This window comes from Adlercreutzia equolifaciens DSM 19450 (genome assembly GCF_000478885.1).
Classification (GTDB): Bacteria; Actinomycetota; Coriobacteriia; order Coriobacteriales; family Eggerthellaceae; genus Adlercreutzia; species Adlercreutzia equolifaciens.
The window spans coordinates 1145117-1166278 of record NC_022567.1; the positions used below are offsets into that span (position 1 = coordinate 1145117).

Annotated in this window: 19 protein-coding genes and 2 tRNA genes; 19 read left to right on the forward strand and 2 right to left on the reverse strand. The window is 67.5% G+C overall.

Annotated features, from left to right (window positions below):
• The first annotated feature begins 1 nt into the window (after window position 1).
• From AEQU_RS04455 to AEQU_RS04525, 15 genes are all read left to right on the forward strand, one after another.
• Entirely contained in the window at window positions 2-904 is a 903-nt protein-coding gene (locus tag AEQU_RS04455; protein ID WP_022739735.1) for an FAD/NAD(P)-binding protein, read from the forward strand.
• A complete protein-coding gene (locus AEQU_RS04460; RefSeq protein WP_022739736.1) occupies window positions 905-1693 on the forward strand; it encodes an NADH-quinone oxidoreductase subunit B family protein in 789 nt (262 codons plus the stop codon).
• Between the two features lie 4 nt (window positions 1694-1697).
• Window positions 1698-2987: a Ni/Fe hydrogenase subunit alpha gene (locus AEQU_RS04465; RefSeq protein WP_022739737.1), complete on the forward strand. Its 1290-nt coding sequence runs from the start codon at window positions 1698-1700 to the stop codon at window positions 2985-2987.
• 90 nt (window positions 2988-3077) lie between these two features.
• A complete protein-coding gene (gene mreB, locus AEQU_RS04470) occupies window positions 3078-4133 on the forward strand; it encodes a rod shape-determining protein (RefSeq protein WP_022739738.1) in 1056 nt (351 codons plus the stop codon).
• Between the two features lie 14 nt (window positions 4134-4147).
• Entirely contained in the window at window positions 4148-5149 is a 1002-nt protein-coding gene (mreC, locus tag AEQU_RS04475; protein WP_022739739.1) for a rod shape-determining protein MreC, read from the forward strand.
• Window positions 5146-5673 carry a rod shape-determining protein MreD gene (gene mreD, locus AEQU_RS04480; RefSeq protein WP_022739740.1) on the forward strand — a complete coding sequence of 176 codons (528 nt, stop codon included), beginning with the start codon at window positions 5146-5148 and terminating at the stop codon, window positions 5671-5673. The genes mreC and mreD overlap by 4 nt, the downstream gene beginning before the upstream one ends.
• Window positions 5674-5685: 12 nt before the next feature.
• Window positions 5686-7860, forward strand: coding sequence for a penicillin-binding protein 2 (mrdA, locus tag AEQU_RS04485; RefSeq protein WP_022739741.1), 2175 nt, complete (start codon window positions 5686-5688; stop codon window positions 7858-7860).
• A gap of 1 nt (window position 7861) precedes the next feature.
• Window positions 7862-9118 carry a rod shape-determining protein RodA gene (gene rodA / locus AEQU_RS04490; protein WP_022739742.1) on the forward strand — a complete coding sequence of 419 codons (1257 nt, stop codon included), beginning with the start codon at window positions 7862-7864 and terminating at the stop codon, window positions 9116-9118.
• Window positions 9115-10320, forward strand: a complete 1206-nt coding sequence (locus AEQU_RS04495) for a YcjF family protein (RefSeq protein ID WP_022739743.1) — start codon at window positions 9115-9117, stop codon at window positions 10318-10320. Before rodA ends, AEQU_RS04495 begins: the two co-directional genes overlap by 4 nt.
• Window positions 10313-12316, forward strand: coding sequence for a TIGR03960 family B12-binding radical SAM protein (locus AEQU_RS04500; RefSeq protein ID WP_022739744.1), 2004 nt, complete (start codon window positions 10313-10315; stop codon window positions 12314-12316). The genes AEQU_RS04495 and AEQU_RS04500 overlap by 8 nt, the downstream gene beginning before the upstream one ends.
• Window positions 12316-12966, forward strand: a complete 651-nt coding sequence (locus tag AEQU_RS04505; protein WP_022739745.1) for a TIGR03936 family radical SAM-associated protein — start codon at window positions 12316-12318, stop codon at window positions 12964-12966. Before AEQU_RS04500 ends, AEQU_RS04505 begins: the two co-directional genes overlap by 1 nt.
• A 49-nt stretch (window positions 12967-13015) precedes the next feature.
• Window positions 13016-13378, forward strand: coding sequence for a histidine triad nucleotide-binding protein (locus AEQU_RS04510; protein ID WP_022739746.1), 363 nt, complete (start codon window positions 13016-13018; stop codon window positions 13376-13378).
• 69 nt (window positions 13379-13447) lie between these two features.
• Window positions 13448-13524: transfer RNA gene (locus AEQU_RS04515), tRNA-Asp, on the forward strand.
• Window positions 13525-13545: 21 nt separating this feature from the next.
• Window positions 13546-13622, forward strand: a tRNA-Asp gene (locus AEQU_RS04520).
• 165 nt (window positions 13623-13787) lie between these two features.
• A complete protein-coding gene (locus AEQU_RS04525) occupies window positions 13788-14729 on the forward strand; it encodes a PLP-dependent cysteine synthase family protein (RefSeq protein WP_022739747.1) in 942 nt (313 codons plus the stop codon).
• On the opposite strand, the gene AEQU_RS04530 is transcribed toward AEQU_RS04525, so the two are convergent.
• Window positions 14696-15379: a Crp/Fnr family transcriptional regulator gene (locus AEQU_RS04530; protein WP_022739748.1), complete on the reverse strand. Its 684-nt coding sequence runs from the start codon at window positions 15377-15379 to the stop codon at window positions 14696-14698. The genes AEQU_RS04525 and AEQU_RS04530 overlap by 34 nt on opposite strands.
• A 150-nt stretch (window positions 15380-15529) precedes the next feature.
• On the opposite strand from AEQU_RS04530, the gene hcp reads away from it, so the two are divergent.
• Complete coding sequence (hcp, locus tag AEQU_RS04535) at window positions 15530-17116, forward strand: hydroxylamine reductase (RefSeq protein WP_022739749.1); 1587 nt, start codon at window positions 15530-15532, stop codon at window positions 17114-17116.
• A gap of 189 nt (window positions 17117-17305) precedes the next feature.
• Here hcp and AEQU_RS12895 read toward each other — a convergent pair whose 3' ends face one another.
• Window positions 17306-18613: an isochorismatase family protein gene (locus AEQU_RS12895; protein ID WP_022739750.1), complete on the reverse strand. Its 1308-nt coding sequence runs from the start codon at window positions 18611-18613 to the stop codon at window positions 17306-17308.
• A gap of 110 nt (window positions 18614-18723) precedes the next feature.
• Between AEQU_RS12895 and AEQU_RS04550 the strand changes: the two genes are divergently transcribed.
• The 3 genes from AEQU_RS04550 to AEQU_RS04560 all read left to right on the forward strand — a co-directional run bounded on the left by AEQU_RS04550 (window position 18724) and on the right by AEQU_RS04560 (window position 21040).
• The gene (locus AEQU_RS04550) at window positions 18724-19659 is read left to right on the forward strand and encodes an SPFH domain-containing protein (protein WP_022739751.1); all 936 of its coding nucleotides are present in this window, start codon (window positions 18724-18726) and stop codon (window positions 19657-19659) included.
• 165 nt (window positions 19660-19824) lie between these two features.
• Window positions 19825-20172: a 50S ribosomal protein L19 gene (gene rplS, locus AEQU_RS04555; RefSeq protein WP_022739752.1), complete on the forward strand. Its 348-nt coding sequence runs from the start codon at window positions 19825-19827 to the stop codon at window positions 20170-20172.
• A 79-nt stretch (window positions 20173-20251) separates the two neighbouring features.
• Entirely contained in the window at window positions 20252-21040 is a 789-nt protein-coding gene (locus AEQU_RS04560; protein ID WP_041715058.1) for a ribonuclease HII, read from the forward strand.
• Window positions 21041-21162 lie beyond the last annotated feature (122 nt).

A 21162-nucleotide genomic window follows, 5' to 3' on the forward strand; every position in this document is an offset into this window, starting at 1 on the left:
CATGGCGAACGACAACATCGTGGCCGTGCATCCCTTCCGCGACGCCGGGCGCGAGGCCACCGGCGCCGAGCTCATGCACGCGAACCCCTACCGTCCGTGGCCGGCGCGCATCACCTCCATCACCGAGCTCACGCCCACTGAGAAGCTCTTCGAGTTCCGCTTCGTGGACGAGCGCATCCGCGAGGCCTTCCGCCAGGAGCCGGGACAGTTCGTGGAGCTGTCCATCTTCGGCGTGGGGGAGGCGCCCATCTCCATCTCGTCGTCGCCCACCAAGCAGGGCTTCATCGAGCTGTGCGTCCGCCGCACGGGACGCTTCACCGAGCGGCTGCACCAGATGCAGTGCGGCGAGATCGTCGGCATCCGCGGGCCCTTCGGCCGCGGGTTCCCCATCGACGAGATGCGCGGCCACGACGTGCTTTTGGTGGCGGGCGGCCTGGGCATCGCGCCTCTGCGCTCGCTCATCAACAACATCCACGACGAGCGCAGCGAGTTCGGGAAAGTCACCATCATATACGGTTCCAAAAATCCCTCTGAGGTCATGTTCCGCAACCAGTTCGAGATGTGGAAGCACCGCAGGGATTTCGAGCTGCACCTGACCGTGGATCATCCCGACGATACGTGGGATGGGGAAGTGGGCCTGGTCACCAAGCCGTTCGAGCACTTGGAGATCGACCCGACGAACACCTTCGGCGCCCTTTGCGGGCCGCCGATCATGTACCGGTTCGTCGTGCAGGAGATGCGCAAGAAGGACATCCCCTACGATCGCATCTACATGAGCTTCGAGCGCCACATGAAGTGCGGCGTGGGCAAGTGCGGGCACTGTCAGGTGGGCCATCAGTACTGCTGTATCGACGGGCCCGTCTTCAACTATTGGGAAGCCAAGAACATTCAGGGGTCGATGTAAATGAGCGAGAACCTGTCACCGACCGCCGAGCGCCGTGCTCCCCGCGTGGTCGTTATCGGCCTGGCCAGCTGCTTCGGCTGCCAGATCAACATCACGAACATCGAGCGCCACCTCATGGACGTGCTCGGCCAGATCGATCTGGGATACTGGCAGCTGACAAGCTCGGTGCCGATGCCCGACGAGTTCGACGTGGCCGTCATCGAGGGGGCCGTCACCACCGAGGAGGCGGCCGAGACGGTACGCCGCGCCCGCGAGCGCGCGGGGAGCGTGATCGCCATCGGATCGTGCGCCGTCACCGGCGGCATTCCCGGCATGGCCTCGGGCGATCTGGCGGGTCATGTGGAGGCCGTCTACGGCGATGCGGCGCCCGATGCCTGCGGCGACCTCGTGGCGCCCCGTCCCGTGTCGGCTGTGATCGACGTGGACGCGGAAGTGCGTTGCTGCCCGATTGACCCCTTCGAGTTCGTGTGCGTGCTCGACGGCGTTCTCTATGGAAGCAACCGGCTGCCGGCCACCTCGGCTTTGTGCGGCGAGTGCTCCCGCAACGAGAAGGGGTGCTTCTACAGGCAGGGCGTCATGTGCCTGGGACTCGTGACCCGGGCCGGTTGCGGGGCGAAGTGCCCGGCGCTGGGCCGTCCCTGCAACGGCTGCGCGGGGCTCTCTCCCGATTCCAACGTGGAGGCCGCCCGCTACGTCGTGGGAAAGCGCGGCCTTGAGGTCGCGCGCTTCAACGACGCCCTGGAGATGTTCAACGCCGTGGCGATAAACGCCGCGCAAGGGGAGGAGTAACCTCATGGCCGCCACCGAGATTTCCGTCGACCACATCGCCCGCGTCGAGGGCCACGGCGACATCCGCCTCGTTATCGAGGACGGTCGGGTCGTCACCTGCGAGATGGCCGTGGTGGAGCCGGCGCGCCTGTTCGAATCCATGGTGCGGGGCCGCTCCTTCGAAGAGGTGCCCTACATCGCCTCCCGCGTCTGCGGCATCTGCTCGTCGAGCCACGTCGTCACCGACCTGCGCGCCATCGAGCAGGTCTTCGGTGTGGAAGTGGCCGACCGCACCGAGGCCCTGCGCGAGCTTCTGCTCTACGGCTCCTACCTGCAGAACCACGGCACGCACCTGTTCGTGTTCGCCGCTCCGGACTTCTTGGGCCACAAGTCGGTGTTCCCGTTGGCCGAGGGCAACCCGGAGCTATTCGAGCGCGCATTGGGGCTGAAGGCGCTGGGCAATGAGCTGTGCACCCTGGTGGGCGGCCGGTCCATCCATCCCATCACGGCGGTAGTGGGCGGGTTCACCCACGAGATCTCCGCCGACGAGTACCTGCGTCTGGCCGAGGCCATGGATGCCACGCGCGAGTTCGCCTTAGCCAGCGTCGATCTGTTCCGCGACTTCGACACCGTGGACGTGCAGACGGAGGGCGACCTGCTCGCCATGGTGGCGCCCGGTGCCTACCCGGTGTGCACTTCCGACACCCTGCGCTTCGTTCGCGCCGGCTACGATTTCAGCGCCCAGGACGTGGAAGAGGAGATCGAGGAGTACCCGGTGGGGCACTCTGCCGCCTTCCTCGCCCGGGCGCGCCGCACGGGACGGCCCTATATGACCGCCGCCCTGGCCCGCGTGAATGCCAGCTGGGACGCGCTTTCCAAGGACGCGCGCTACGCCGCCGCCAAGGCGGGGCTGCGCCCCCCCGAGTACAACCCCTTCGCCAACAACATCGCCCAGGCGGTGGAGCTGGTGGACGCGCTCGACCGCTGCGCCGCGCTCTGCCGGCGCCTGGCCGCCGACGAGTTCGAGGGGTCGAGCGAGCCAGTGCCCTTCACGGTGCGCGCCGGTCGCGGCGTGGGATTCACCGAGGCCCCGCGCGGGGCGCTGTTCCACATCCTGGACATCAACGGTGAGGGCCGCATCGAGCGCGCCTCCATCATGACGCCCACGGCCCAGAACATCGCGAACCTGGAGGCGGACATGCGCCAGCTCGCCGAGAAGATGGTCGCCGGGGGCTACGACGCCGACCTCATCACCTTGGAAGTGGAGAAGCTCGTCCGCGCCTACGACCCCTGCCTTTCCTGCAGCGTGCACTAAGCCTACCTATGGAGTTTCTAAGCCCCTAGGCCCCGTGTGATAAAATCTAAGGCTGACTGTAACCTATACGTATCCGAAGGGTTTGCCTGTATGTCATTCCTTGATTGGTTTTCGGGCCTGACCGGCCAGATGTCCGCGGACATGGCCATCGATCTGGGCACTGCCAATACCCTTGTTGCTATTACGGGGGAGGGCATCGTCATCAACGAGCCCTCCGTTGTCGCCATAGAAAAGTCCACTCAGCGCGTGCTGGCCGTTGGCCACGAGGCCAAGAACATGATCAACCACACGCCGGACGCGTTCTCCGCCGAGCACCCGCTCAAAGACGGCGTCATCGCCGACTACGATGTGACCGAGGCCATGATCTCGGCCTTCATCAACAAGGCGGCCGAGCGCAAGTACCCGTGGCAGCCCAAGCCCCGCATCGTCGTGTGCATCCCCTGCGGCGCCACCTCCGTGGAGAAGCGCGCCGTGTTCGAGGCCACCATTCAGGCGGGGGCCCGCCAGGCCTACCTCATCGAGGAGCCCATGGCCGCTGCCATGGGCGCCGATCTGCCCGTGACCGAGCCGACCGGTTCCATGGTGGTCGACATCGGCGGCGGCACCACGGAGGTGGCCGTCATCTCGCTCGGCGGCATCGTGACGTCCTCCAGTCTGCGTTTGGCCGGCAACCGGCTCGACGAGGCCATCGCCATGCACTTGCGCGATCTGCTCGGCATCAAGATCGGCGAGCGCACGGCCGAGGTCATCAAGATCAAGATCGGCTCCATCCTGCCCTTCGAGGACGGCCGCGAGCGCGACATGATCATCTCCGGCCAGGACGTCTACACCGAGCAGCCCAAGGAGGTCACCATCCAGTCCGAGGACGTGCGCGCGGCGCTTCAGGCCCCCATCGAGGAGATGGTGCTGCACATCAAGGACACCTTCAAGAAGACCAACCCCGACCTGGCCAGCGACATCATCCAGAACGGCATCCTGCTCACGGGCGGCGGCGGCCTGCTCTCGGGCCTCGACCGCTACCTCACCGACAAGCTTGAGATCCCCGTGTGGGTGTCCGAGACGGCGCTGACCAACGTGGTGTCGGGCTGCCTGAAGGTGCTTGAGACGCCGACGGCCCTCAAGCAGACGCTCATGCGCTCGAAGTAGGTCTTTCGCTTCCTATGGCTCTCAACTTTCAGCAACACGAACCGGCCTCCGCGGGCCGGCTCTCGCTCATTATCGCGCTGGCGGTCTCGCTGGTGTGCGTCGGCCTGTACCAGGCCGAAGGTGCCACCGGCCCCTTGCATTCCCTTCAGTCCGCCGTGGAAGGCGCCATGGTGCCCCTGCAGCGGGCGAGCGCGCCTCTGACCGAGGCCGTGGACGATGCCGGCGCCGCAGCGGCCGAGGGCGGCGTCACCGAGGAGACCTACGCGACGTTGCGCCAGCAGAACGAGCAGCTCGTGCAGCAGCTGGCCGCCGCCGAGGAGCAGCGTCTCGAGAACGAGCGGCTGCGCGGCCTTCTGAACCTGCGCGACACCTACGAGATCACCGGCGTGTCCGGCCGCGTCATCGGGCGGACCACCGACGCGTGGAACCAGACGGTGACCCTGGACGTCGGATCGAGCTCCGGCGTGGAAACGGGGCTCACCGTGCTCGGCCCCACGGGCGTCGTGGGCCAGGTCATCTCCGTGGACGGCGGCTCATGCCGGGTGCGCCTGCTCACCGACCCGCAGTCCGGGGCGGCCGCCATGGTGCAGTCGAGCCGGGCCGAGGGCATCGTGCGCGGCTCCATGGACGGCCTGCTCTATCTGGAGAACATCGGCGCGGATGTGAACGTGCAGGTGGGGGACGTGGTTCTCACGAGCGGCCTGGGCGGCAGCTACACCCGGGGCCTCATCATCGGCACCGTGGTGCGCGTCGAGGGCAGCGCCGGCAGCGACACGCGCAAGATCGTCGTGGCTCCCAACGACACCGTGAGCCTCATGGAGGAGGCGCTCGTGGTGTTCTCCGCGGCCGACGACGCCGCCGACCGCACCGTGACGGCGCCCACGAGCGCCGACGGCGGCGAGGGGGCGTCCGGCTCCGGCTCGGGCGATTCCGGCGAAGGCGACGGCAACGACAACGGCGGTTCCGGCGACGATGCGGGCCGCTCCGACGGCACCGAAGGAGGCGAGGCCGCATGATGGAACTTTCCCGCGAGACGGTGGCGGGCGTCATCGGCGCCGCCATCGCCGTGCTTCTGCAGATAACCGTGGCACCGGCCATCACGCTGTTCGAGGCCGTGCCCAACTTCATCGTGGCCTTCTGCATCGTGCGCGCCGTGGCCACGCCGGCTTCGGCCGGGTCGGTCATGCCGCTGGTCCTGGGCCTTCTCTTCGACCTCATGGGCGGCGGTCCTGTGGGTGCTCTGGCCTTTGTGCTCGTGCTGGTAACGTTTCTGGCCTCGCGGCTGTTCATGGCGCTCAACAACGATACTCTGTTCATGCCGGTGGCCATCATGCTGACGTGCATCATGCTCGTCGAGGTGATGTACGGGCTCATCGTCGTGGTCTGCGGCGCCGACGTGCCCTTGGGGGAGGCCTTCCTCTACCGCACGCTGCCCTGCATGCTCTACGACTGCGTCATCGGCCTTTTGCTGTATCCGATCGCCGCCCGGGTGATGGTCGATCGCCCGCGCGTCCAACCCGGGACGCCGGTCCTTCGCTAGGAAGGGGGAGCCGTGCTCGTAGCTATCATCGTCGCCGTTCTGGCGGCGGTCGTCGTCATTGTGGCCGTGGCAGCGGCCCTCGCCCTGCGCGCCCGCAAGGAGACGCCCTCGGTCGGGCGCGCCAAGGGAGTCTCGGAACTTTCCACCGTGGGCGTGGGAAGCTCGCCTTTCGAGCGCCGTTCCAAGGCCCAGGCCGCCCGCGAGGGCGACGTCACCGTGTCCAGCTCCGAGCCCGGGGCCGCGTCTAAGAAGCCCTCTGACGAGCTGGGACGCCGCTTCGCGGGTCTGGCGGCGGCGGCCGTGGCCATCTTCGGCGCCCTGTCGGCGAAGCTGTGGTCCATGCAGATCGCGGGATCTGAGGCCTACGCCCAGGCGGCGGAGGAGAACCTGTACACCACGGTGAAGACGCCCGCCCCCCGTGGCTGCATCTACGACACCAACGGCGAGGCTTTGGTGGTGAACCGCCCGAGCCAGACCGTCGTGGCCGACCCGGAGGTGGCCGACAACCGAGATGTCGTGCGACGGCTCTCCACGGTGCTGGGGCTTCCCGCCAACGTGGTGCTTCAGCGCATCAACGATGCCGCCGCCGGCGCCCAGAGCCTGCGCGTGGTGGGGGAGGACGTCCGCCTGCGCGACGTCGCCTTCATCGCCGAGCACGCCGACGCCTTCCCCGGCATCACCGTGGAGGAGCGGTCCCAGCGCGAGTACCCGTACGGGGCGCTCGCGGCCCATGTGCTCGGCTACACGTCCATGGCGACTCCCGAGTCTCTGGAGAACCAGGCTGCCGGCCGCGACGTGCTCGCCATCGACACCATCGGCAGCGCCGGGGTGGAAGCCACCTATGACGCGTACTTGTCCGGCGAGCACGGCGAGAGCCAGGTCATGGTGGACGCCAACGGTCGGCGCATCTCGGTCATGAGCGACATCAAGGATACCAAGGGCAACGACCTCTACCTCACCATCGACGCGCGCGCCCAGTACGTGGCCGACGCGGCCCTGGCCAAGCTCATCGCGCCATCGGGCGGCGTCATCGGCACGGGCAAGGGATCCAAGGGCGCCGTCGTGGCACTCGACGTGACCGACGGGTCGGTGCTCGTCATGGCGAGCTTCCCCACCTTCGACCCGACGAACTTCACCGGCTCCATTCCCACGGAGCTGTGGGACAAATACCAGGAGAAAGGTGCCTACGCCCCCCTGAACAACAACGTGGTGTCCGGCCAGTTCATGGCCGCCTCCACCTTCAAGGCCTTCACCTCCTTAGCCGGCCTGGAGTACGGCTTCGCCACGGAGGGCAGCTCGTGGAACTGCACGGGCAAATGGGACGGCTTCGGCACCGGGGACGTGCAGCGCTGCTGGAAGCACGACGGCCATGGGACGCTCGATCTGCACGGGGGCATCGTGAACTCCTGCGACACGGTCTTCTACGAGATCGGCAAGGCTTTCTACGACCACGGGCCCGCCGGCACCGGCGAGATATCGGAGACGGCGCTCCAGGACTACCTGGGGCAGTTCGGCTTCGGCGAGAAGACCGACATCGATTTGGGCGGCGAGGCCGTGGGCGTCATCCCCACACCGGCCTGGAAGGCCGAGCGCTGGCAGAACGTGCCCTCCGAGGCCACCTTCCGCGGCGGCGACTACACCAATATGATCATCGGCCAGGGCGACGTGCTTGTGACTCCTTTGCAGGTGGCCTGCGCCTACGCCGGCGTGGCCACGGGCCGCATCATGCGGCCCCATCTTCTGAAGGAGGTGCGCAACAGCGAGGGCGAGACGGTCGTCACCTACGAGCCGGTCGTCGAGCGCACGCCCGAGGTGACCGAGGCCCATCTGGCCTACGTGCGCGACGCGCTGCACGGCATGGTGCAGGAGTCCCATTCCGTGGGGCCCTTGTTCGAGGAGCTGGGAATCGACGCGGCCGGCAAGTCCGGCACCGGCGAGAAGCAGGATCAGAACGACACGGCCTGGTTCGTGGCCTATGCCCCCTACAACGACCCGAAGTACGTCGTGGCCTGCGTGGTGGAGCAGGGCGGCGGCGGGTCGGATACGGCGGCGCCGGTGGTGGCCGAGGTCATGGGGGCGCTCATGGATTGCGCCGCCGGCACGTCCCAGGTGAAGCCGGCGCGCATCTCCGGCTCGCCCGGCGAGTCGGTCGCCATCGCCAACGATTCCGGCGGCCGTGAGGACTAGCATGGCCCAGCAGCTTCCCCAAATCCACTCGGTTCATTCCAGCCAGCGCCGACCGGCCCACGGCTCGGCGCGCCCGGCCGCACCCTCGCTGCTCTCGCGGGTGCCCTGGGGCTTCCTTGCCGTCATCGCGGTGCTCGTCGCCTACGGCCTGGTGGTCTGCTGGTCGGCAGTCCAGGGGGATGCCGACTACAACTTCACCCGCCAGCTGCAGGGCGTGGCGGTGGGGCTCGTGGCCATGGTGGCCCTGTGGGCCTTCGACTACCGGCGCCTTTCGAACCTCACCACGGCGCTGCTCGTCATCAACGTGGCGCTCATCCTTCTGCCCCACGTTCCGGGCCTCGGCACCGACGCGGGCATGGGGGCGAAGTCCTGGATCAAGATCGGCATGCAGGTGCAGCCCGGCGAGTTCGCGAAGGTCACGGTGGTGCTCTTCGCCGCGAGCCTTCTGGCCCGCTACCAGGGCACGCTGGACGATTGGCGCGAGTACTGCAAGGTGCTCGGGATGCTGCTCGTTCCGTTCGCGGCCATCATGACCCAGCCGGATTTGGGCACGGGTCTGGTGTACCTGGCCATCTCGGCGGTGGTGCTCGTCATGGGAGGCGCCAAGGGGCGCTACCTGCTCATCACGCTTATCGCCGGCATCGCGGCCATCGCGGCCGTGTTCGCCGTCGACGAGCTGCTGAAGTACCAGCAGTCCGACGGCACGTGGGAGTACCGCCTCTTGAAGAACTACCAGCGCAGCCGCCTGCTCGTGTTCCTGAACCCCGAGGGAGACCTCTCCGGCGACGGTTACAACCTCGCCCAGGCCAAGATTGCCATCGGCAGCGGTGGCCTGTTCGGCAAGGGCATCGGCAACGCCACGCAGTCGACCCACGGCTTTCTGCCCGAGGCCCCCACGGACTTCATCTTCTGCGTTCTGGCCGAGGAGTTCGGGTTCGTGGGCGTCATGGCGCTCATCGGCCTGTACGCCCTGCTCATCGTGGCGTGCCTCTCCATCGCCCGGCGCGCCGACAACCTCTTCGGCATGCTCATCGTCATGGGCGTCATCGGCATGTGGCTCTTCCAGATTTTGGAGAACATCGGCATGGACTGCGGCCTTATGCCCATCACGGGCATCCCGCTGCCCTTCGTCAGCTACGGCTCCTCGTTCATGGTCGTGAACTTCGCGCTCATCGGGCTCATCGGCTCGGTGTACTCCCATACGTCCACGCAGTCCGGCTTTGCCCGGACTCCCTCTCACGGAAGGAAGGCCTCATGAATCTTCCCCTGGATATCCCCGCCCTCCTGAAGGCGGCCACCGACATCGACGAGGCGCGCAACACGCCTCTGGCGGTGTCGGTCTACATCGACGAGACGGCCCCGGGCGATGTGGTGGGCCATGTGCGCAGCGCCTTTGCGAGCGCGGGGGCCAAGACCCGGGTGACCATTGGGTATTTGGATGACAACCTGCTCGCCGAGCCCTACGGGGCCGACGACATGGCAGTCATCGTCGCCGGGGATTCGCCGCGCATCGGCGAGCAGGCGGCGCACATCCGCGGCGCCGGCATTCCGGTCATGGTGGCCACCACAGCGCCCCGTGCCGTGGCCGCAGCTGCCGAGGCGGCAGGCTGGCCCGTGCCCGAGGGGGACATCGTCGCGCCGAACATGACCAACCCCACGCCCTTCGGGGACGCGGCCCGGGCGCTGGCACGCCGCATCACTGCTGGCAGCACCGCCAACGAGGCGCCGAATGCCGCAGCGGTTGAGGCGGCGAGCGCGGCCGAGGCGGCCATCGAGGACATCGAGCACGCCCTGCCTGTGGAGACCGAGCCCGCCGATGCCGAGCCCATTCCGCTGGACGCCGAGGGCGCGGCCACGCTGGATCGCCGCATGGGGGAGTGGATCATCGCCGCCTGCAAGGACAAGCGCCTCGCCTTCGCGCTGGCGTTCCCCTTCGTGCGCCGTCCGCTGTCCTTAGATGCCGTGCGCGCCACGTCTGTGCAGAACGCCGGTGTGGGCGTCGTGGTGTTCATCCCCGGGGCCGATATGCCCATCATGACGCTCAACCAGGCGAAGATGCTGCTGCAGATCGCCGCCGCCTACGGCCAGCCGCTGTCGGCCGAGCGCATCAAAGAGCTGGCAGCCGTTGTGGGCGGGGCGTTTCTGTTCCGCAACATCGCGCGCACGGCCGTCGGCGTGGTGCCGGTGCTCGGCTGGGCCATCAAGGGAGCTGTGGGATTTGCCGGCACCGAGGCCATGGGGCACGCGGCCATCGAGTACTTCGAGGCCGGCGGCGACATCGTCGGTGTGGCATCGGTGGTGCAGAAGGCCCGCGACGAGGCCGTGGAGGCCGCGTCGAAGGCAGCGGCCACGCCTGCCGGCGGCAAGGTGATCGAGGCCGCCCGCGGGGCCGGGGCCTCGGCCTTCCGTACCCTGCGCGGCAAGGGGAAGGGTGCTGGCAAGGGAGGCGCCCGTGGCTAGGCGCGATCTGTGGCTTCGGGTGGAGCCTTTGCTCTCCCGGGTGGAGCGGCCGGCCCGCTACCTGAACCACGAGTGGGGCTGCGCCGCGCCGGTGGCCGAGGGCGATTTCGCCTTCTGCATGATCTACCCGGACACCTACGAGTTGGGCCAGGCCAACCAGGCCGTGCGCATCCTCGTGAACGCCGTGAATGCCATGGGCGGCATGGGGGCCGAGCGGGCCTTCTTGCCCGCGGTGGACATGGCCGACCTCATGCGCGAGGAGGGCGTGCCGCTGTTCTCGCTGGAGAGCTGCCGGCCGGTGGCCGACTTCGACGTGGTGGGCATCACGCTGCCCCACGAGCTGGCCGCCACCAACGTGCTGGAGACGCTCGATCTCGCCGGCATCCCGCTGCGCACCGCCGACCGCGCCGAGGGCGACCCCATCGTGCTCGCCGGCGGCCCGTGCGCCTACAACCCGGAGCCCTACGCGCCGTTCTTCGACGTCATCTTGGTGGGCGAGGGCGAGGAGCAGCTGCCCGAGACGCTGGCGCTCATCCGCGAGCTGCGCGCGTCCGGCGCGCCCCGGGCCGATATCCTGCGCGAGGTGGCGCGGCGCGTGGGAGGCGCCTACGTGCCGAGCCTGTACCGCTGGCGCAGCGAGGATGAGGCCCAGGCGGCCGGCAGCTGGGCGGAGCCTTTGTTCGACGACGTGCCGCGTGTGGTGCACAAGCGCGTCTTCGAAGGATTCGCCGACAGCCCGGCGCTCGAGCCCATGATCGTGCCCTATACGGAAGTGGTGCACGACCGGCTGAACGTCGAGATCCTGCGCGGCTGCGCCCGCGGCTGCCGCTTCTGCCAGGCGGGCATGATGTACCGCCCGGTGCGGGAGCGCTCGGCCGACAACATCGTGGACGCCGTGGCGCGGGGCCTCGCCGAGACCGGCTACGACGAGGTGAGTCTGACGTCGCTCTCCTCCACGGATCACTCGCAGATCGCCGAGATCCTCTCGCGGGTGAACGCCGACTGCGCCGGGGCCGGCGTGCGCGTGAGCGTGCCCTCCCAGCGCCTGGACGCCTTCGGGGTGGAGATGGCCGAGCTCGTGGCCGGCCAGAAGAAGGGGGGCCTCACCTTCGCGCCGGAGGCCGGCACCCAGCGGCTGCGCGACGTCATCAACAAGAACGTCACCGAGGACGACCTGTTCGCCGCCATCGACGCCGCCTTCGCCGCCGGCTGGCGCCGCTGCAAGCTGTACTTCATGGTGGGGCTGCCCACCGAGACCGACGATGACATCAAGGGCATCGCGAGCCTGGCCCAGCGCGCCTACGACCGCGCCAAGGCCGCCGTGCCGCCCGACCAGCGCGGCAGCGTGCGCATGAGCGTGTCCTGCGCGGTGTTCGTGCCCAAGGCCCAGACTCCCTTCCAGTGGGACGGGCAGATCTCGCCGGAGGAGACGCTGCGGCGTGTGGGACTGCTCAAGCGCTCGGTGAAGTACAAGGCCGTGGACGTGCACTACCACGACCCCGCGACGTCGTTCGTCGAGGCGGTCATGAGCCGCGGCGGCCGCGAGGTGGCCGACTGGGTTGAAGCGGCGTGGCGCCGCGGCGCCCGATTCGACGCCTGGACGGAGCTTTTCAACGAAGAGGCGTGGACCGGCGCCGCCGAGGAGCTGGGGCTTGATCCCGCCGCGATCGCCCAGGCCGAGTTCCCGACCGACTACGTGCTGCCCTGGGCGCACATCACCGCCGCGGTCTCGCCGAAGTTCCTCGCGCGGGAGAGGGAGCGCGCCGCTGCCGGCATCACGACGCCGGACTGCACCTTCGAGAACTGCTCCGCCTGCGGCGCCTGCCCCACGCTAGGCGTCGACATCGAGCTGCAGCAGGAGCGCGAAGGCAAGGAAGCGGCCCCGGCGGCCAATCCGTACCGCAAGGTCGTGCATCCCAGAGAGGCCGAGCCCCCATGCCATCCCGATCAAGCGCGGCAAACTGAAGGATCTACCGAAGAGGAGGCGATCCGATAATGGCCGATCCCCGTTTGTTCCGCCTGCGCGTCACCTTCCATGAGACTGGACGTTTGGCCATGCTGTCGCATCTGGAGCTGGCCCGCGCCCTCGAGCGCGCCGTGCGCCGAGCGCAGCTGCCCTTCGCGGTGAGCCAGGGTTTTTCGCCGCACATGCGCATCGCCTTCGGGGCGGCTCTGCCCGTGGGGGTGGGAGGCACCGCCGAGATATTCGATCTGTTCCTCACCGACTACGTGCCGGCGCCCCGTGCCCTTACGGCGTTGCAGGAGGCGAGCCCCGCCGATCTGTACCCCACGGAGGCACGCTACATCGAGGCGCGGGACGCAGCCGCCAGTGTGGCGCTGCCGGTGAGCACCTACGAAGTCGTGCTCTCCGAGGCCCCGCGTGCCGTTGTGGTTCCCGAGGCAATCACCGTCGTGCGCAAGAAGAAGGAGAAGACGCTCGTGCCGTCCGACTTTCTTGTAGGGCCGGTGTCCCTGGACGGAGCCACGGTGCGCTTTTCTCTGGAGGCCAAGCCCACGGGATCCTTGCGCGCCGACGCCTTCGCCCGCGAGCTCGTCCGCGAGACTGTCGCCGCAGGCCACGCTTCGGAGGATCTGCGGCCGATCACCTTCCTGCGCGTCGACCAGCGCGCAGCCGACGGGCAGTAGCGGCCGATTTCGGGTATGATGTAGAAGTCAGGAGATGAAAGGAAGACCCATGGACGATTGCCTGTTCTGCAAGATCGTGTCCGGCGAGATCCCGTCGGCCAAGGTATATGAGGACGATGTGTGCTACGCCTTCGACGACATCGAGCCCGAGGCGCCGGTGCACACCCTCATCGTGCCGAAGACCCACTACGACAACTTGGCCGCCGGCGTGCCGGCCGAGGTCATCGGGCATATGATGAGCGTCGTGCCCGAGGTGGCGCGTTTGAAGGGTGTCGACGAGTCCGGCTATCGCACCGTGGTGAACACGGGCCCCGACTCGGCGGCCACGGTGAATCACCTGCACATTCACGTGCTCGGCGGCACCAAGATGGGCCGCTTCACCTTCGAGGGCTCCTATCGCGAGGCACAGTAGGAAAAAATCTCGAAAAAGGGGCTTGTGCGGAAGAGCGATTCTGTTAAACTATACGGGCTGCTGAAACACGGGGTGTTAGCTCAGTTGGTTAGAGCGCCGGCCTGTCACGTCGGAGGTCGCGAGTTCGAGTCTCGTACATCCCGCCATTTTTCAGCCCAGCACCATTCGGGGTGTTAGCTCAGTTGGTTAGAGCGCCGGCCTGTCACGTCGGAGGTCGCGAGTTCGAGTCTCGTACATCCCGCCATTCGAAATTGAATCGCCGTCCTTTGGGGCGGCGATTTTGCTATGTCGGGGTACCTGCCCCTCGGGGCGGGGATTTGGCGTTTCGAGGCGACGGAGCAGGGGGCGGGGGAGACCCGATGCTAGAATCTGTCGTGGAAAACGATGACCCTAAAAGTTAGGGGAAGCTATGATCTGCGATAACGTTCTGGAAACTGTGGGATCGACGCCGCTCGTGCGGCTGCGGCGTATGACCGGGCCCGACGACGCCCAGGTGCTCGTGAAGTTCGAGGCGGTGAACGTGGGCGGCTCGGTGAAGACGCGCACGGCGCTGAAGATGATCGAGCGCGCCGAGGAGCGCGGCGAGCTTGGGCCCGATTCCATCATCGTGGAGCCCACGAGCGGCAACCAGGGCGTGGGACTCGCCCTTGTGGCGGCGGTGAAGGGCTATGCGGCCCGCATCATCATGCCGGACTCCTGCTCGGTGGAGCGCCGGCGCATCATGGAGCATTACGGCGCCGAGGTGGTCTGCGTCCACGACGAGGGCGACATCGGCGCCTGCATCGAGGAGTGCATCGCGCTCGCCCAGAGGATGGCCGCGGAGGACCCGCGCGTGTTCGTGCCCCAGCAGTTCGTGAACCGCGACAACCTGGCAGCCCACGTGGACGGCACGGCCGCGGAGATCCTCGCCGATGTGCGTGCGGCCGGCATCGCCATCGACGGCTTCTGCTCCGGCTTCGGCACCGGCGGCACCATCACCGGCGTCGGCGCTGAGATGCGCGCGGTCTTCCCCGCCATGCAGATCTGGGCGGCCGAGCCCGAGCACGCAGCGCTGCTGTCCGGCGGCGCCATCGGCACCCATGTGCAGATGGGCATCGGCGATGGCATCCTGCCCGCCATCATGGATACCTCACTCATCGACGAGATCGTCGTGGTGACCGATGAGGAAGCTCTGGCGTGCGCGCGGCGCCTCGCCCGGGAAGAGGGGCTGTTCTGCGGCATCTCCTCGGGCACCAACGTGGCGGCAGCTCTGCGGTTGGCCCGCAAGCTCGGCCCGGACAAGACCGTGGTAACGCTGGCCCCCGACACCGGCGAGCGCTACTTCTCCACGGTGCTGTTCGAGGGGGAGTGAGGCAGCGCGAAGTGGTTGCGGCGGCATCGGATGAGCCCCGCCTTTTGCATGCGGGACAGCTCCGCCGATAGCGCGCTGCGATCCACCCCCAGGTAGTCGGCGAGCTGCTGGCGGTTGAAGGGGATGTCGAACTCGCGGGTGCCGGTGCGCTCGGCCTCATTGGAGAGGTAGGCGAGCACCTTGCCGCGGATGGACTTGGGCGCTACGTGAAAGATGCGGCGCGAGAGGGCGAGGCTCTGCCGAGCGATGGCGGCGATCATGTTGCGGGCCACGAGGGCGTGGTGGTCGCAGCGGCACGAGCAGGGGCCGACCACCTTCGCGAGATTCAGGAAGAGGACGGTGCAGTCCTGGTCGGCGACGACGTCCACGAGCAGCGGCTCGCCGGCGGCGGCGTAGGCCTCGCCGAACATGGCACCGGGCCCGCGCATGCCCACGACGCTCACGTTGCCCCAGGGGTCGACGTGCTCGATGCGGACGCGCCCCGTGAGTACGATGCCGGCAGTGGACACCGAATCCCCCATATGATGGATGCGCTCGCCCTGGGCATAGCGGCGCTCATGGGCATCGAGGCAATCGAGCATCGCGCCGACCTCCTGCGATGCCACGCCCGAAAACAGCGGCGTTCCCGCCAGGAAGGCGTTTCGTTCCATGGGTCAACCTTTTCATTGAAGGAAGCTTCGTTTGTTGTGATTACAACATACAATGCCCTGCCGTGCCAGTACCTTCACAACAGCGGCGCAACGGTGCCGTCTATCTACTGGAACACGGCCGCAAGGGCCGCGACCCGAAAGGGAGTGTCTATGGCGACAGAGCAAATGTTTTGCTTCCAATGCGAGCAGGTGGCGAAGTGCGAGGCCTGCACCGGCGGCGCCGGCGTGTGCGGCAAGCCGGCCGATGTGGCCGATGCCCAGGACGCGCTGACCGGGGCGATGATCGCTTTGGCCCGCACGGCCCGGGAGGCCGGCGTCAAGAACGACCGTATCTGCGATCTCATCGTGGACGGCCTGTTCACCTGCATGACCAACGTGAACTTCGACGGGCAGGCCGTGACCGCGCTTAAGGACGCAGTGCGCGCCGAGACGGCCGCCGTGGCCGCCGCGGCCGGCATCGAGCCGGTCTCCGACTACGACGTCGACCAGATCTGGGGCGACGACGAGGACATCCGCTCGCTCAAGTCCCTCGTGCTGTTCGGCCTGCGCGGTACGGCGGCCTACGCCTACCACGCCCGGGTGCTGGGCTACCGCGACGCGACTGTCGACGAGTTCTTCGCCGACGCCCTGGCGCAGCTGGCCGAGCCGGGCTCGGTGGACGCGCTTCTGCCCCTGGCGCTGAAGGTGGGCGAGGTGAACCTCGGCTGCATGAGGCTGCTCGATGAGGCCAACACGGGCACTTACGGCACGCCGGAGCCCACCACCGTCGCCATGGAGGTGGAGCCGGGCCCGTTCATCGTCATCTCCGGCCACGACTTGCACGACCTGAAGCTTCTGCTGGAGCAGACCGAGGGCACAGGCGTGAGCGTCTACACCCACGGCGAGATGCTGCCGGCCCACGCCTATCCGGAGCTGAAGAAGTACCCGCAGCTCAAGGGCAATTTCGGTACCGCGTGGCAGAACCAGAAGAAGGAGTTCGACGGCGTGCCCGCGGCCTTCCTGTTCACCACCAACTGCCTCATGCCTCCCAAGGAGAGCTACGCCGACAACGTGTTCACCACGGAAGTCGTCGCCTTCCCCGGCTGCACGCATATCGGCCCCGACAAGGACTTCGGCCAGGTTATCCAGAAGGCGCTGGAGCTGGGCGGCTACGACGAGCCCCACACGATTCCCGGCATCAACGGCGGCACGACGATGACCACGGGCTTCGCCCAGGGCACGGTGCTCTCCGTGGCCGACACGGTGGTGGACGCGGTGAAGAGCGGCGCCATCAAGCACTTCTTCCTCGTCGCCGGCTGCGACGGCGCGCGCCCGGGCCGCAACTACTACACCGAGTTCGTGAAGGCCACCCCCGACGACACGGTGGTGCTCACCCTGGCCTGCGGCAAGTACCGCTTCAACGACCTCGATCTGGGCGAGATCGGCGGCCTGCCGCGCCTCATGGACATGGGCCAGTGCAACGATGCCTACAGCGCCATCCAGGTGGCCGTAGCCCTGGCCGAGGCCTTCGACTGCGGCGTGAACGACCTGCCGCTGTCCATGGTGCTGTCCTGGTACGAGCAGAAGGCCGTCTGCATCCTGCTCACGCTGCTGCACCTGGGCATTCAGAACATCAAGCTCGGCCCCACGCTGCCGGCCTTCGTGAGCCCGGGCGTTCTCGACGTCCTCGTTGAGAACTACGGCATCGCCCCTATCACCACCCCGGAGGCCGACCTCGCGGAGCTTCTGGGCGAGTAGCGCCGAGCACAGAACGAGGAGCCCCGAGAGATCGCGCGAGCGCGACGCGATGCGAGGCAAACGGAAGGCGGCGACCGACGGAGGTCGTCGCCTTTTTCGTTGCCTTCCATGGCTCACGAAGGGTCGGCCGCCATTTTGTGGCACCGCTCGGTACTTACCGAGAGAGGAGGATGTGGGGTTCCGGCGATGCTAGATCGCGAGCAACTCCAGGATGAGCTGGCAGCGGGTGCCGATGGGGAGCTGGTTGGCGTCCAGGAAGGCGCGCAGGTCGGCGCGGGCCACGGTGAAGGGCTCGATGAGCTCGGCGCTGTCGGGGCGCGCCTGGCCGGCGGGCTCCACCTGGGCGAAGACCACCTGGACGTTCTCCTCGGTAAGGCCCGTGGACGAGAAGCCGGGCTGGGGCAGCGGACGCACCGCCGGGGCGATGTCGTCGCGCAGCCGGTAGCCGGTCTCCTCGGAAAGCTCGCGAGCGACGGCCTCTTCCAAAGACTCGCCGGCGTCGATGAGGCCGGCGGGCAGCGATACGCACCAGCTGTTCAGCGGATAGCGGAACTCGCGCTCCAGCAGCACCGAGCCGTCGGGCAGAAGGGGCACGATGCAGACGGCGTCGGGGTCGGGCGCACCGGTGCTCCCTAAGGCCTCCAAAGCGGCCTCGTAGCGCTCGGGCCCCTTGCGGGAGACGCCCTCGTAGGTGTAGGGGCGCCCGTCGGGCAGCGTGTAGTGCAGGTGGTACTTGTTGATCCAGCCGGTAGAGACGGTCTCGATGGACTCGAGCGTCGGGGTAGGGGGCAAGGGAGCCCCCGAGCCATTTGCGGCCGCCGTATCCGCTGCCGCGTCCGTTTCCGTGTTCCGCGCCTTCGCCTCCAGCTCCAGGGCCACGGCCCGGGCCACCTCGGCCTCGGTGTCGCGGACGTGCAGAAGCCCGTTGGCCGCGAAGTCGTCGGTGTGGATAAGCTGGATGCCCGCGGCCTCCATGTCCGCCAGATTCGCCTCCTGTGCTTCGGGGCTGCGCGAGGAGGTGGCGTCCCGCAGGACGGCGACGTTGAAGCCGCGCGCCAGCCCGTCGTAGGCCGTCGAGCGCACGCAGTTGGGGGTGGTGGTGCCCGCGAGCACGAGGGTGCCGATGTCCCCTGCGCGCAGCAGGGCGTCCAGATCGGTGCCGAAGAAGGCCGACCAGCTCGGCTTCACGACGACGGGCTCGCCAGGGGCCGGCGCCAGCTCAGACGGGCACGCAAGGCTCATCGGATCGGCGCTGGAAAGCGGCCGGCCCCCTTCTGCCCATGTCTCCCAGCGCACGGCCTCCACATCGCTGCCGTCGGCGGCGTAGGCGCGGCGCACGTGGAAGACGGCGAGGCCGTGCTCGCGGGCGGCGGCCAGGGCATGGGCGCAGGCGGGAACGGCGGCGGCGGCACCGGCGATGCACAGGGGCGAGGCGCCGTCGATGAATCCGTTCTGCATATCGATGAGCAGGAAGGCGGCGCGGGCTGGTTCTATCACGGCAACTCCTTAAACTTCGCGGTAGGTTCGCTCCATTGTAGTACTATGGGAGGCGAATCAGGCGAGGCGTTGCCAATCCATCGCCTGGCCCCCTCGACGAAAGGAATCCCATGATCGGACTTGCTATCATCATCGTTCTTTTGGTGCTGCTTCTGCCCCAGGCGCTGTTCATCGTTCCGCAGCAGAACGTCTACATCATCGAGCGGCTGGGCAAGTTCAACCGCACCGTGGGCGCGGGCCTGAACATTAAGATCCCGTTCTTCGAGACCATTGCCGCCAAGGTGGACATGCGCACGCGCCAGGAGCAGTTCGGGATCGATGCGAAGACCCGCGACAACGTGACGGTGACCATGGCCATCGCCGCCCAGTACCGCGTGAGCGCCCAGCCGGCGGCCAACGGGCAGCCCTCGGGCGTGTGGCGCAGCTACTACATGCTGGCCAACCCCACGGCTCAGATGCGCTCCTACCTCATCGACGCCCTGCGCTCCAGCGTGCCGCAGTACACGCTTGACGAGGTCTTCGACAAAAAGGACGCCATCGCGTCGGACGTGAACCAGACCGTTTCCGGCCTCATGGTGGCCTACGGCTACGACGTGGTGAGCACGCTCATCACCTCCATCGATTTGCCCGCCGACGTGGAGCAGTCCATGAACCGCATCAACTCCGCCCAGCGCGAGAAGGAGGCCGCCCAGTCGCTGGCCGAGGCCGAGCGCATCAAGGTGGTCACCGAGGCCCGCGCCCGTGCCGAGGCCATGGAGCAGGCCGGTCGCGGCATCGCGGCCCAGCGCAAGGCCATCGCCGACGGCATCTCGGAGTCGCTCGCGGTCATCAAGAGCTCCGGCGTGTCGGCGGCCGAGGCCAACCAGCTGTTCATCTTCACCCAGTGGACCGACATGATGAGCGAGTTCGCCCGCAACGGCCGCCAGTCCACCGTGGTGCTGCCGAGCGACTTCACGGCGACGGCCTCCATGTTCGAGCAGATGCTCGTGGCCCAGGAGACGGAAGGCGCCGACGAGTTCGTCATCGTGGAGGAAGAGGAGAAGTAGCTCCTTTGTCGCGCCGCTTCGAGCTTCCGTGTGCCGTTCGTGGACTTTCCCAGAAAGGCGCGATAATTTCCCTTGCGCCGAGGGTATAGGGGCGATATACTGTCAAATCGCGTCCAAACGAGAAATGATGCAAGACCATTTAGAAGTATAGAGTAGGAAAAGGCAATGGATATCATTCGCGCTATTGAGCAGCAGCAGATCAAGCAGGACCTCCCCGAGTTCCACGTGGGCGACAACGTGAAGGTTCACTATCGCATCACCGAGGGCAACCGCGAGCGTATCCAGGTGTTCCAGGGCGACGTCATCCGCCGTCAGGGCGAGTCGGTCCGCGAGACCTTCACCGTGCGCAAGATCAGCTTCTCCATCGGCGTGGAGCGCACCTTCCCCGTGCATTCCCCGAAGATCGAGAAGATCGAGGTCACCCGCAAGGGCGATGTGCGCCGTGCCAAGCTGTACTACCTGCGCAACAAGGTGGGCAAGGCCGCCAAGATCAAGGAGAAGGCGTTCCGCTAGGCCTTATCTTTTGTGTTTGCGAGGGCTCCTTCGGGGGCCCTTTTTCGTATTCCTCGCCGGTGGGAAGGAGCCCGAGGTGATTGATCTGACCGTCCCCGAGATCCGACGGAAGCTGCAGGAGGCCGATGCGGCCGCCTTCGCCGTGCTGGAGCGGTCGCTTGTGGCCGACACGCGCAAGGGCGTGCGGGCCGCCGTGGAGGTGGCGCGGCGCCGACTTGAGGCCGAGGCCGCCGAGGAGGCGCGGCTCGCGGGGATGTACGCCTTCGAGCGGGAGCTCGCCGCCGAGCGGGGAGGGTCGGTGGTCATCGGGCTCGATGAGGTGGGACGCGGGCCCTTGGCGGGGCCTTTGGCCGTGGGGGGCGTGGTGCTGGACGCGGACGACCCCATCGCCGGGCTCAACGACTCCAAGCAGGTGAGGCCGGAGGACCGCGAGGCCATCGCAGGCGAAGTGCGCCGGCGCGCCCGGGCGTGGACGGTGCAGTACGTGGAGCCGGCCGACATCGACCGGGTGGGCATGACGGCGGCCCTGCGCCGGGCCTTTGCCGCCGCCATCGCCGAGGTGGAGGCCCAAGGCGTCGCGGTGGATGTCGTGCTTCTGGACGGCAACCCGCTGCATCTTGATCCGCGGGAGGTGAACGTCGTGAAGGGGGACGGGAAGTGTGCCTCCATCGCCGCCGCGTCGCTCGTGGCCAAGGTGGCGCGCGATCATGTGATGGAGGCCTATGCCGAGCAGTACCCCGGCTACGGTTTCGAATCGAACAAGGGGTACGGCTCCGAGGGCCATATGGCCGCCATCCGCGAGCGGGGGCTTTGCCCCATCCACCGCCGCAGCTTCTGCTCCTTTGCCGCCCAGGAGAGCCTGTTCTAGGGATTTTGCGACGCTAGTGCGACGCTAGTGCGACGCTGTTGCGACGCCAGTGCGACGCCAGTGCGGTCGGCGCGAGGAACGAAACGGGACATTCCCGCGTCATTTTTACGGTCGTGCTCGAC

Coding starts and splice junctions, on each gene's coding strand:
- AEQU_RS04455 (WP_022739735.1), top strand. CDS start 2: ATGGCGAACGACAACATCGTGGCCGTGCATCCCTTCCGCGACGCCGGG.
- AEQU_RS04460 (WP_022739736.1), top strand. CDS start 905: ATGAGCGAGAACCTGTCACCGACCGCCGAGCGCCGTGCTCCCCGCGTG.
- AEQU_RS04465 (WP_022739737.1), top strand. CDS start 1,698: ATGGCCGCCACCGAGATTTCCGTCGACCACATCGCCCGCGTCGAGGGC.
- mreB (WP_022739738.1), top strand. CDS start 3,078: ATGTCATTCCTTGATTGGTTTTCGGGCCTGACCGGCCAGATGTCCGCG.
- mreC (WP_022739739.1), top strand. CDS start 4,148: ATGGCTCTCAACTTTCAGCAACACGAACCGGCCTCCGCGGGCCGGCTC.
- mreD (WP_022739740.1), top strand. CDS start 5,146: ATGATGGAACTTTCCCGCGAGACGGTGGCGGGCGTCATCGGCGCCGCC.
- rodA (WP_022739742.1), top strand. CDS start 7,862: ATGGCCCAGCAGCTTCCCCAAATCCACTCGGTTCATTCCAGCCAGCGC.
- AEQU_RS04495 (WP_022739743.1), top strand. CDS start 9,115: ATGAATCTTCCCCTGGATATCCCCGCCCTCCTGAAGGCGGCCACCGAC.
- AEQU_RS04505 (WP_022739745.1), top strand. CDS start 12,316: ATGGCCGATCCCCGTTTGTTCCGCCTGCGCGTCACCTTCCATGAGACT.
- AEQU_RS04510 (WP_022739746.1), top strand. CDS start 13,016: ATGGACGATTGCCTGTTCTGCAAGATCGTGTCCGGCGAGATCCCGTCG.
- AEQU_RS04525 (WP_022739747.1), top strand. CDS start 13,788: ATGATCTGCGATAACGTTCTGGAAACTGTGGGATCGACGCCGCTCGTG.
- AEQU_RS04530 (WP_022739748.1), bottom strand. CDS start 15,379: ATGGAACGAAACGCCTTCCTGGCGGGAACGCCGCTGTTTTCGGGCGTG.
- hcp (WP_022739749.1), top strand. CDS start 15,530: ATGGCGACAGAGCAAATGTTTTGCTTCCAATGCGAGCAGGTGGCGAAG.
- AEQU_RS04550 (WP_022739751.1), top strand. CDS start 18,724: ATGATCGGACTTGCTATCATCATCGTTCTTTTGGTGCTGCTTCTGCCC.
- rplS (WP_022739752.1), top strand. CDS start 19,825: ATGGATATCATTCGCGCTATTGAGCAGCAGCAGATCAAGCAGGACCTC.